This is a genomic window from Burkholderia sp. Ac-20392 (genome assembly GCF_017104585.1).
GTDB lineage: Bacteria > Pseudomonadota > Gammaproteobacteria > Burkholderiales > Burkholderiaceae > Burkholderia > Burkholderia lata.
Genome location: NZ_JAAGPB010000286.1, coordinates 1 through 11,156, shown reverse-complemented (window position 1 = coordinate 11,156; position 11,156 = coordinate 1). Strand labels below are relative to the sequence as shown.

Below are 11,156 nucleotides of genomic sequence, written 5' to 3'. Positions count from 1 at the left end.
CGTCCGGCTGTGCAATGCGCACCTGGAGCCGACCGGCGCCGAAGAAGCCCATCATCGGCGCGAAATCCATCACGTCGCGCGCGCCGACTCGTGCGATCTGCCAGAACAGGGCATCGGCCGCCGCGCGGCACGCAACGGGGTCGCGCAGGTCGACGGCGCCGGTCGCGGCGGCCAGCGCAGGGCGGTCGAGGTTGCCGAGAAACCGGCGGATGTCGCTTTCGGCATGCGTGCGCCAGAGCACGCTCGTCAGCACCGACGACAGCACCATCGCCACGAACCCCACGACGATGAACGTCGGCACGAGCTTGACGAACAAGCCTCGAAAGCCGATCCGGAATGTGCGCAACGCGGGCTCCTCGTTCTTCTGTTTTCTTGATGGACGCACCGGGTGGATGCCGACGACACGGCGAGGCAGCGCAACCGGCTTTCAATTGCGCAATGTTGACGGTTTTCGGACGCGGTTGCAGGGGCGTTTTTGCCGGGAAGGTGGGTGGACGCCCGCAATGGATTCAATAGCAGTCCGGTCGCTTCACCAGCAGTCCGTCGGGTTTGTGCCGACCGGTGTCGAGTGTCGACAGAAGCATCGTGCGTGCGGGCAGCCCCTCCGGATCGTTGTAGTGAACGATGCCGTGCCTGATCCCCGTGATGACGATCACGTGACCGATATCGTCATCAGGCTCATCTGGCCTTTCCAGGAAATTCCCCGCGGCCCAGATTGGACCGAAGTCCGTCAGCACCTTGGCCAGCCATTCGGGCGTAATGGACGTAGGCTGATTGAGCGCCATGAGTCCTTCGACCGCGCACAAGTCGGGGATCCTCGAAAAGTGGAGCCCCTGGTCTGCCCGCCATAGCGCCGGAAGGCCCAGACGCGGCCCGGGGCGATGGAAGTACGAAACCATGCACGCCGCCGCATACCAGCATGCGTTCTTCAGGGCTTTGGATCCGGATTTGGTTTTCTTTACGCCGCTCTGATCGACCATCGGCACGTTCAATCTGACGTCCACCATTTCGGGTCTCCAGGCAGGACTGATCCATAAGCGTATGAAGAATCGGGCGCGAGGACAACCATCGTGACCGCCAACCTCGTCGAGACGGTTGGCGGACGCGAAGACGGTGGGCGCTGATCGGTCACACGAAGCGGGAGAGCGGCACCCATCAATCTCGACATTATAGAAATAATGTCAAATTATTAGGCTAGGTTAATTGGATATTTAACGGTTTACGTTATATTATTTACGAAATCATCAGTCCAACTCCGCCATGTCCGATCTCGCTGCCGACGAATCCCGCCTGACCGCCGAAATCGAGCGCCTCAAGGCCGACTTCCCGAAAACCCGCGAGTTGTACCGGGAAGCCTGCGCGCTGCTGTTCTTCCGCTTCGGCATCACGCCCACCGCGAACCGCCTGTACCAGCTCGTCCGCAAGGGCAGCATGAGCACGCCGACGGCCGTCCTCGGCGAGTTCTGGGCCGAGCTGCGGGAAAAGAGTCGCGTGCGCATCGAGCATCCCGATCTGCCGGCCGATCTGCAGGCGGCCGCCGGTGAGCTGGTGGCGGCGCTTTGGAATCGGTCGAGTGCCGACGCATCGGCCGCGCTCGACGCATTGCGCGCGGAAGTCGAAGCCGAACGGATGGCAGCGAAGGCGGAAGTCGCGGCGCTGCAGGCAGAACTGGCCCGCACCGAAACGGCGCTGGAGCAACGCACGGCCGCATTGCTGGCCGCGCAGGTGCGCATTCAGGAACTGGAGCAGGCGAGGGCGGCGGACGACGCATCGCGGCGAGCGCTGCAAACGGATATCGAACGCCTCACGGCCGACAACGCAGAGGGCGACCGCGCACTCGCGCAGGCACGCGCGGATTTCACCACCCAGCTCGACCGACTGCGCGACGACGCCGGCCGGGCCGAGGAACGCTTGCGCGCGTCGGAGAAGCGGGCGCTTCAGGAGATCGATCGCGAGCGGCTCGCGGCCGCGCGGCTGCAGAAGGAACTCGATGCGGTGGCATTGCGCACGGAGCAGCGCGATGCGCAGCAGCGCAAGGATGTGGCCGCGCTGCAGGCGCAGCTCGGTGACGCGCTGCATCGATGCGGCGTGCTGCAAGGGCAGCTCGACGGCGCGCAGGCGACCGATGCCGCACGGGGCAAGGAACTCGATGCGCTGCGGCGCGAAATGACCGTGCTCTCGCGTCGGTCGGCGCTACGTGGCGCCAAGGCTGCGCCAGCCGCAGAACGGGACGAGCGGCGGGCGCGCACGCGAAAGCGCGCAGACGAAGCGCCGCCGCGCTAACGGCGAAACCGCGAGCGTGCGTCAGCCGAAGGCGACGCACGCCTGAAGCCCGAAGCCTGAAGCCTGAAGCAAGCAGGCAAGCAGGCAAGCGACCGAGCCCCGCACCCCCGATCGCCCGCCCACTCACCGATACGAATCAACTCGACACATACCGCGACGGCAACGCCGGCGCATCCGCCGGAATCGTGACGAGCGACGTATTCAACCAGCCCTGCGGCGACCCGTTCGACTGCGCATACGCGCCGACGTACGGCATCATCCGCGTCGTCTGATAGACCTGCGGCGTCCACCCGGCCGGCGCGAGGAAGATCGACGTCGCGCGCTTCTCGCTATACGCGGACGCACCGTACGTCGAGATATTCCACAACGTCTGCTGATAAGTCGCATAGTCGGCGTTGTGCCGCGAACCGCCGGCCTGCCAGCCTTCGAGCTGGATGAACGTGTTGTACGTGCCGGCGCCCGCGAGCAGGTTGTTCACCGTACGCCCGTACAGGAACGACAGGATCAGCCCGCAGTTCGCCGGCGCGAAATCGCTGCCGACGCTCAGGTAATAGCGGCCCGTCGTGTTCAGCACCGACGCGTAGTGCGAGTTGCCGATATCCGTCGACGTCGTCAGCCCGCTTGCGCCCATGAAACTATCGAACGCCTGCATCGTGACGCCCGTCGGCAGGTCGTTCGTCGCGCTGATCGCGACGATATGCGAGCCGGCCGCCAGCAGCGTCAGGAACGCGGACAGCGTGCCCGCGATCCAGTTGCCCTGCGCATCGACGAACGGAAACGCGCGATAGCCCGTCAGCGCGAACACCGCCGGATCGGAGCCGGCCTGCCATGCGATCTGCGGCACCCACATCGTCAACGGGCCAGCGTTCGACGCACTGGACACGTACTGCTTCAGCGCATCGATCAGTTGCGCATCGGCGGCAGGCAGCACGCCATAGGCCGCGCCGTTCTGCCAGCGCTGCACCCATTGCGCGACGAAGCCGGCAAGCTGGCCGCCGGTGAAGTCGGCGGGCGGCACGTAGCCAAGCGGGCCGGTACTTTGATACGCGGACTGGATCGCCGCGGCCGTGCGCACGTTGCTGCCGAACATGCTGTTCGCGAAATCCTGGCAGTTGTTGGCCGGCGGCGTCGCGAGTTGCGACAGCGGGACGACCCACGCGCCGTTCGCGGTCGCGACGCCGCGATACAGCGTGAGATTCGCGACCGAGTCGTGACCGGGAAACGTGGCGGCGTCGGCGCCCGACACGTAGCCGGCCGACGGCGTAACGCTGATGGTGGTCGGTTGCGACCCGAACGGATGCGTGTACGCGATCGCAAACGATGCGTCGCCGCCGGCAAGGCTGAACGATCCGGTGCAGTCGCCCCAGCTGTTCGATGCGCTGACGGCAGTCGATTGCCCGGTGGCGATCTGCGCTTGCGACGCCTGCGGCAGCGAGCCGCTCTGGCTCGCCGCGTTGCCGTACGCGAGCGTCGTCGACGGGATCGCATTGACGACGTTGATCGTGATCGAGCGGTCGGCGATGCCGTAGTTGCGGGTGGACGCGTCCGCGGCGCCGGTGGCGGCGAACGACGACGCGGACGTCGGGTTGCCGTCGCCGCCGCAGGCAGCCAGCGTGCCGACGAGCGGCGACAGGGTCAGCGCGGCGCCGCGCTGGATGAAGCGCCGGCGGTTCGGCGCGGACGGGCGTTCGGGTTTCGAGGCGGTCATGGGCGTTCCTGGTCACGGGTTCGGGAGGCGACAACGACGATCCGGCGCATTGCACACGTGTGCAATGCCGGTCGAAATGACGCGATCGCCGGCATATGCGCCGCGCGTATTTATGCGGGAGATCGATGAAACGCCCGCGACGAAACCAAGTCGTGCGTGTGACGCCACGCACGCGGCAGGGCGGGCCAGGAACGAGGCATGCCGGTGCAAGGTTTGGGCGCCTGGCGGGGATCAGGTAAAGTGCCGCTCAACATGCCGGTTCGACGCTGCTAGACGACCGGTCTAATCGTTGCTAACATACGCCATCATGAATGCATCTTCAGGCGCGGAAGTCCGCCAGCACATCCTGAATATCGCCAAGCCGATCATGCTCCACAAGGGGTTTTCGGCGGTTGGCCTGAACGAGATTCTCGCTGCGGCGGGCATCCCGAAGGGCTCGTTCTACCATTACTTCGGCTCGAAAGAGGCATTCGGCGAAGCGCTGCTCGAATCGTATTTCGACGGCTATCTCGCGCATCTCGACAACCTGCTCAAGCACCAGGCCGGCACGGGCGCCGAGCGTCTGATGACGTACTGGCGCAACTGGCTGCACACGCAATGCGCGGACGATCCGGAAGGCAAGTGCCTCGCGGTGAAGCTCGGCGCGGAAGTGTCGGACCTGTCGGAAGCGATGCGCACGGTGCTGCGGCACGGCACGAGCCAGATCATCGAGCGGCTCGCGGGCGGCATCGAGGCCGGGCTGGCCGACGGTTCGCTGAGCGGAGTTGCCGATCCGTCGCATACGGCCGCGATCCTCTACGAGCTGTGGCTGGGTGCGACGCTGCTGGAAAAGATTCACCGCAATCGGAAGCCGCTCGAAAGGGCGATGGTCGAAACGCGGCGCATGCTGAACCTGCCACCGCTCGAGCCGAGTGGAGCACAGTCGTAACCCGGGCGCGCATCGGCGCGCCTTGTTTTTACCCTGATTCTAGACGACTGGTCTACTCAACTGCGCATGACGAACGTGCCACGCCGCGTTACGCTGTCCCGATTGATTCAACCGCACGCACGCAGCCGCGACGGCCTGAGCGCCGATGCTGCCGCCCCGTGCGTCTCCCGCTGGTCCATCCCTGATCCGATCGTGCCCACGAAGCACGTCCATTCCTGTTGACGGAGGCTCACATGCCGCAAAGCAAGACCGCTAATCGCCAGATCATCCTGAATTCGCGCCCGGTCGGCGCGCCGACGCCGGGCAACTTCCGCACCGAATCCGGTGACCTGCCGACGCCCGGTGCCGGCCAGGTGCTGCTGCGCACGGTCTGGCTGTCGCTCGACCCGTACATGCGCGGCCGGATGAGCGACGCACCGTCCTATGCGGCGCCGGCCGAACTCGGCCAGCCGATGGTCGGCGGCACCGTCAGCCAGGTCGTCTCGTCGAACCTGCCGGCGTTCCGCGAAGGCGACCTGGTGGTGGCGGGCGCCGGCTGGCAGGACTATGCGCTGTCCGACGGCCGCGACCTGATTCCGCTCGGCCGCAACTTCGCGCATCCGTCGTACGCACTCGGCGTGCTCGGCATGCCGGGCTTCACCGCCTATACGGGGCTGCTGAAGATCGGCGAGCCGAAGGCCGGCGAAACGGTGGTCGTCGCAGCCGCCAGTGGGGCGGTCGGCGCGGTGGTCGGCCAGATCGCGAAGCTGAAGGGCTGCCGCGTGGTTGGCGTTGCGGGCGGCGCCGACAAGTGCGCATACGTGACCGATACGCTCGGTTTCGACGCGTGCGTCGACCATCGCGACCCGGCATTTGCCGCGAAGCTGAAGGATGCGTGCCCGAACGGCATCGACATCTATTTCGAGAACGTCGGCGGGGCCGTGTTCGACGCGGTGTGGCCGCTGCTCAACGACCATGCGCGCGTGCCGGTATGCGGAATCATCGCGCACTACAACGACGCGGCCTACGACGACAAGACCGTGTCGACCGGCCGCGACCGCGTGCCGGCCCTGATGGGCACGATCTTGCGCAAGCGCATCCGGATGCAGGGTTTCATCATCCTGGATCACTATGCAACCGGCTACGCGACGTTCATGAAGGAAATGAGCGAATGGGTCGCGCAGGGCAAGGTGAAGACGCTCGAGGACGTCGTCCCCGATCTCGCCGATGCACCGGAAGCGCTGATCGGCTTGCTCGCCGGCAAGAATTTCGGCAAGGTCGTCGTGCGCGTGGGCCCGGACGAACTGGCCTGACACGACGGTACCGGCTTGCAGCAACAACCGGCCGCCCGCCGGCGTGACGTGAATGACATGACGCAGGCGGGCGGCTTTCCCGATTCCGTTTCGATAGGAGTGACAAGATGGCGCTTCACGTGATTGCTTCCCTGTTCCTGAAACCCGAACACGCGGAGGCCGCCGAGGCCGAACTGCGCAGCATGGTCGCGAAGACGCGCACCGAACCGGGCAACCGGCGCTACGACCTGTTCCGCGAGCAGGACGGCTCGCCGAACCTGCACCTGTACGAGATCTACGACGACCAGGCTGCGTTCGACGCGCACCTCGCGAGCCCGTATTTCGGCGCATTCCGCGCGAAGTCGGCCGACTGGTTCACCGCGCCGCCGGTCATCAAGGTGCTGTCAGGCATCGACGTCGCCGAGTAATCACGCTGTACTTCCGTCGCGGCGCGCTCCCACCCGGGCCGCACGGCACCCGCCGCACAGCGCGGCGGCGATGACAACACCACGCGGCGCGCCGTTTGCGCCGCCTCCCCAATACACCGGCCCCGGAGGCTGAATGATCACCCTCAACATCAACGGCGAAACCCGCTCGGTCGACGCCCCCGACGACATGCCCTTGCTCTGGGTGCTGCGCGACGTCGTCGGCCTCACCGGCACGAAGTTCGGCTGCGGGATCGCCCAGTGCGGCGCGTGCACGGTGCATCTCGACGGCGTCGCCGCGCGCTCGTGCGTGCTGCCGGTCGCGGCCGTCGCGGGCCGCAAGATCACGACGATCGAAGCCGTCGGCGCGACGCCGGCCGGCCACAAGGTCCAGCAGGCGTGGCGCGAGCTCGACGTCGTCCAGTGCGGCTACTGTCAGTCGGGGCAGGTGATGGCCGCCACCGCGCTGATCGCGTCGAACCCGAACCCGAGCGACGCCGACATCGACGCGGCGATGGCAGGCAATATCTGCCGCTGCGGCACGTACAACCGGATTCGCGCGGCCGTGAAGCAAGCCGCGAAGGAGGCCTGACATGTCGCGAGGACTGATCGAAGCAGGTCGGGCCGGCGCGGGCGTGTCGCGCCGTTCGTTCCTCAAGCTCGGCATGTCGCTGGGCGCCGCGGCGGGCGGTGGCCTGCTGCTCGGCTTCAGCCTGCCGGCCGCGGGCGACGATGCGCGCCGTTCGGTGATCGGCGGCGACGCCGCCGAGCCTGCTCAACCCGGTGTGTTCGCACCGAACGCGTTCGTGCAGATCGACCGCGCCGGCAAGGTCACGCTGGTGATGCCGAAGGTCGAGATGGGCCAAGGCGTCTATACGGCGCTGCCAATGCTGATCGCGGAGGAACTCGAAGTGCCGCTGTCGAGCGTCACGCTCGACCATGCGCCGCCGAACGAGAAGCTGTTCCTCGATCCGCTGCTCGGCGGCCAGCTCACCGGCGGCTCGACGTCGGTGCGCTACGCGTGGGAGCCGCTGCGCCGTGCCGGCGCGACCGCCCGTACGCTGCTGGTCGCGGCCGCCGCGAAGCAATGGAACGTCGATCCGGCATCCTGCCGCGCCGTAAACGGCGAAGTGCAGCATCCGCCGAGTGGCCGACGCGCGTCGTACGGCCAGCTCGCCGATGCGGCGGCGAAGCTGCCGGTGCCGAAGGACGTCGCGCTGAAGAAGCCGGCGGATTTCAAGCTGATCGGCACGCCCGCGAAGCGGCTCGATTCGCCGGAGAAGGTCGACGGCACGGCCCAGTTCGGGCTCGACGTGCGCCTGCCGGGCATGCTGTACGCAGTGATCGTGAACAGCCCGGTGTTCGGCGGCACGGTCGCGAGCGTCGACGAGTCGGCCGCGAAGAAGATCCCCGGCGTGCGCCAGGTCGTGCGCGTCGACAACGCGGTGGCGGTGGTCGGCGATCATACGTGGGCTGCGAAGCGCGGCGCGTCGGCGCTGGTCGTGAAGTGGAACGAGGGCGCGGGCGCGAAGGTCTCGACGAAGGATCTGTTCGCGGATCTCGCGCAGGCGGCGGCGAACGGCAAGGGCGCGGTCGCCCGCAAGGACGGCGACGTCGACAAGGCCTTCGCGAATGCGAAAACGCGCGTCGACGCCGTCTACGAACAGCCGTTGCTCGCACACGCGACGATGGAACCGGTGAACTGCACGGTGCACGTGCGCGGCGATGGCTGCGAGATCTGGGTCGGCACGCAGGTGCCGACGCGGGCGCGCGATACCGTGCAGCAGCTCACGGGCCTCGCGCCCGACCGGATCGTCGTGCACAACCACCTGCTCGGCGGCGGCTTCGGCCGACGGCTCGAGACGGACATGATCGGCCAGGCCGTGAAGGTCGGCAAACAGGTCAACGCGCCGGTGAAAGTGGTCTGGACGCGCGAGGAGGACGTGCAGCACGACATGTACCGGCCGTGCTACTACGACAGGATTTCGGCCGGCCTCGACGCGAACGGCAAGCCGGTCGCGTGGCAGCACCGGATCGTCGGCTCGTCGATCATGGCGCGCTTCGCGCCGCCGGCGTTCCAGCACGGCGTCGATCCCGATGCGGTCGAGGTCGCGGCCGAGCTGCCGTACGACCTGCCGAACCAGCTGGTCGACTACGTACGCCAGGAGCCGCGCCACGTGCCGACCGCGTTCTGGCGCGGCGTCGGCCCGACGCGCGGCACGTTCGTGGTCGAGAGCTTCATCGACGAACTGGCCGCGCAGACCAAGACCGACCCGGTGCAATATCGCCGTGCGCTGCTCGGCAAGACGCCGCGCGCGCTCAACGTGCTCGAGGTCGCGACGAAGGCGGCCGGCTGGGGCGGCCCGGCGCTGCCGACGGGACAAGGGCGCGGCGTCTCGGTGATGCACGCGTTCGGCAGCTTCTTCTCGATCGTCGTCGATGTCGCGGTGGACAACGGCGAGGTCCAGGTGAAGCGTGTTGTGTGCGCGGTCGATTGCGGGATGTATGTCAACCCGAACACGATCGAGGCGCAGGTGCAGGGCGGCATCATCTTCGGGATCACGGGCGCGCTGTACGGCGAGATCACGATCGAGGACGGCCGCGTCGTGCAGAGCAACTTCACCGACTACCGGATGCTGCGGATCAACGAGACGCCGCCGATCGAGGTGCATCTCGTGAAAAGCGGTGAAGCGCCGGGCGGGATCGGCGAGCCGGGCACGGCCGCGACGGCCGCGGCGGTGTCGAACGCGATCTTCGCGGCAACCGGCAAGCGGCTGCGCAAGCTGCCGGTCGGCGACCAGTTGAAGACGGCTTGAGGGGAGGCGACGACCATGAAAAACCTCACCCTGAAGATGCTCGGCACGTCGTTGCTCGCCGCCGTGTCTGCGCTGCTGGCCGGCACGGCCGCACATGCCGCGCAGACGGCGCCGGCCGACAGCGCACTGGTCGCGCGCGGTGCGTATCTCGCGAAAGCGGGCGACTGCGTCGCGTGCCACACCGCGCCACGCGGCACGCCGTTCGCCGGCGGCCTGAAGATGGTCACGCCGATGGGCGCGATCTACACGACCAACATCACGCCCGATCCGGAGACGGGCATCGGCGGCTATACCGAAGCCGACTTCGCCAGCGCGCTGCGCAAGGGCGTCGCGAAGGACGGTCACAACCTGTATCCGGCAATGCCGTACCCGTCGTACGCGAAGCTGAAGGACGACGACGTGAAGGCGCTCTACGCGTACTTCATGCACGGTGTCGAACCGGTGAAGCAGGCGAACCGTCCGTCGGACATCCCGTGGCCGCTCAACATGCGCTGGCCGCTCGCGTTGTGGAACATGGTGTTCCTCGACACGACGCCTTACGCGGACAAGCCGGCCAGGGACGCAATGTGGAACCGCGGCGCGTATCTCGTGCAGGGGCTCGGGCACTGCGGGTCGTGCCACACGCCGCGCGGCGTCGGCTTCCAGGAGAAGGCGCTCGACGAAGGCGGCGCGGCGTTCCTGTCGGGCGCGCCGATCGACAACTGGTTCGCGTCGAACCTGACCGGCGAGCCCAACACGGGGCTCGGCCGCTGGAACGAGGCCGAGGTCGCGCAGTTCCTGAAGACCGGCGCGAACCGCCATGCGACTGCGTTCGGCTCGATGGTCAGCGTGATCAACCACAGCACGCAGGCACTCACCGACGACGATCTGGCGGCGATTTCCCGCTACCTGAAATCGCTGTCGGCCGCAGGCGGCACGGGCGCGCCGCCTTACAGCTATGATCCGAAGGCGACGCAGGCCGCGCTGGGTCGGCCCGCAGCCGATCCGGGCGCGAAGGTGTATAACGCTTACTGCCTGCACTGCCACGGCGCGGACGGGCGCGGTTACGCGCCGCTGCTCGCGCCGCTCGCCGGCAATCCGAACGTGCTCGAAGCCGATGCCGCGTCGCTGATCAACGTGACGCTGAACGGCAGCGAGACGCTCGTGATCGATGGCGTGCCGTCCGCGTATCCGATGCCGGCGTTCTCGAACCAGTTGAACGACCGGCAGATCGCCGACGTGCTGACGTTCATGCGCGCCGGCTGGAACAACGGCGCGCCGGCCGTGCAGGCGGCGGACGTCGCGAAACTCCGCAAGGCGACGGCGGCCGCGCGCTGAGCGCGGCCCCATGCGGAACGATGGCGGGCCGGCGTGCCCGCCGTCACTGCCGCCGGGTGCGTGCCTGCCCCGGCGGTCTGGCTTTTTCTGTCAACCGGCGTGAGGCCGTTCGCGGCAGCGCGCGTTTTTCGACGCAATGTAGGGGTGTCTGGATGGCTAACGTGACTTATACGGATACGCAACTGCTGATCAACGGCGAGTGGGTCGACGCCGCGAGCGGCAAGACGATCGACGTCGTGAACCCGGCGACCGGCAAGCCGATCGGCAAGGTGGCCCACGCGGGCATCGCCGATCCCGACCGTGCGCTCGCCGCCGCGCAACCCGGCTTCGAGGCCTGGCGCAGATCGGAAGCGCGTCGTGTAGGGAAAGCGGGTATAGCTCGGTGTAGTAGTCGGTGGTCGTGGTTGG

10 protein-coding genes and 1 pseudogene are annotated in these 11,156 nt (G+C 67.3%); 8 read left to right on the top strand and 3 right to left on the bottom strand.

The genetic code is table 11. The features are described from left to right. Both G3N99_RS25960 and G3N99_RS25955 read right to left on the bottom strand, forming a co-directional pair. Positions 1-346: pseudogene (locus G3N99_RS25960) on the bottom strand (histidine kinase); the annotation flags it as partial. 163 nt (positions 347-509) lie between these two features. Beyond that, positions 510-1,007: a papain-like cysteine protease family protein gene (locus tag G3N99_RS25955; protein ID WP_174937839.1), complete on the bottom strand. Its 498-nt coding sequence runs from the start codon at positions 1,005-1,007 to the stop codon at positions 510-512. A gap of 253 nt (positions 1,008-1,260) precedes the next feature. On the opposite strand from G3N99_RS25955, the gene G3N99_RS25950 reads away from it, so the two are divergent. After that, positions 1,261-2,283: a DNA-binding protein gene (locus tag G3N99_RS25950; protein WP_206123816.1), complete on the top strand. Its 1,023-nt coding sequence runs from the start codon at positions 1,261-1,263 to the stop codon at positions 2,281-2,283. A 136-nt stretch (positions 2,284-2,419) separates the two neighbouring features. On the opposite strand, the gene G3N99_RS25945 is transcribed toward G3N99_RS25950, so the two are convergent. Next, the gene (locus tag G3N99_RS25945) at positions 2,420-3,991 is read right to left on the bottom strand and encodes a hypothetical protein (protein WP_206123815.1); all 1,572 of its coding nucleotides are present in this window, start codon (positions 3,989-3,991) and stop codon (positions 2,420-2,422) included. A 307-nt stretch (positions 3,992-4,298) separates the two neighbouring features. On the opposite strand from G3N99_RS25945, the gene G3N99_RS25940 reads away from it, so the two are divergent. From G3N99_RS25940 to G3N99_RS25910, 7 genes are all read left to right on the top strand, one after another. Beyond that, complete coding sequence (locus tag G3N99_RS25940; RefSeq protein ID WP_206123814.1) at positions 4,299-4,919, top strand: TetR/AcrR family transcriptional regulator; 621 nt, start codon at positions 4,299-4,301, stop codon at positions 4,917-4,919. Positions 4,920-5,152: 233 nt separating this feature from the next. After that, entirely contained in the window at positions 5,153-6,211 is a 1,059-nt protein-coding gene (locus G3N99_RS25935; RefSeq protein ID WP_206123813.1) for an NADP-dependent oxidoreductase, read from the top strand. A 107-nt stretch (positions 6,212-6,318) separates the two neighbouring features. Beyond that, positions 6,319-6,618 carry a putative quinol monooxygenase gene (locus tag G3N99_RS25930; RefSeq protein WP_011355207.1) on the top strand — a complete coding sequence of 100 codons (300 nt, stop codon included), beginning with the start codon at positions 6,319-6,321 and terminating at the stop codon, positions 6,616-6,618. Between the two features lie 133 nt (positions 6,619-6,751). Further along, on the top strand, positions 6,752-7,207 hold the full coding sequence (locus tag G3N99_RS25925; protein WP_043183740.1) for a (2Fe-2S)-binding protein: 456 nt from the start codon (positions 6,752-6,754) through the stop codon (positions 7,205-7,207). A gap of 1 nt (position 7,208) precedes the next feature. Continuing rightward, positions 7,209-9,431 (top strand): xanthine dehydrogenase family protein molybdopterin-binding subunit, encoded by a 2,223-nt coding sequence (locus tag G3N99_RS25920; RefSeq protein ID WP_206123812.1) that lies wholly within the window; start codon positions 7,209-7,211, stop codon positions 9,429-9,431. 15 nt (positions 9,432-9,446) lie between these two features. Then, positions 9,447-10,748, top strand: coding sequence for a cytochrome c (locus G3N99_RS25915; RefSeq protein WP_206123811.1), 1,302 nt, complete (start codon positions 9,447-9,449; stop codon positions 10,746-10,748). Positions 10,749-10,900: 152 nt separating this feature from the next. Beyond that, positions 10,901-11,156 (top strand): aldehyde dehydrogenase family protein (locus G3N99_RS25910; protein ID WP_241011855.1); only part of this gene is annotated, 256 nt, incomplete at its 3' end.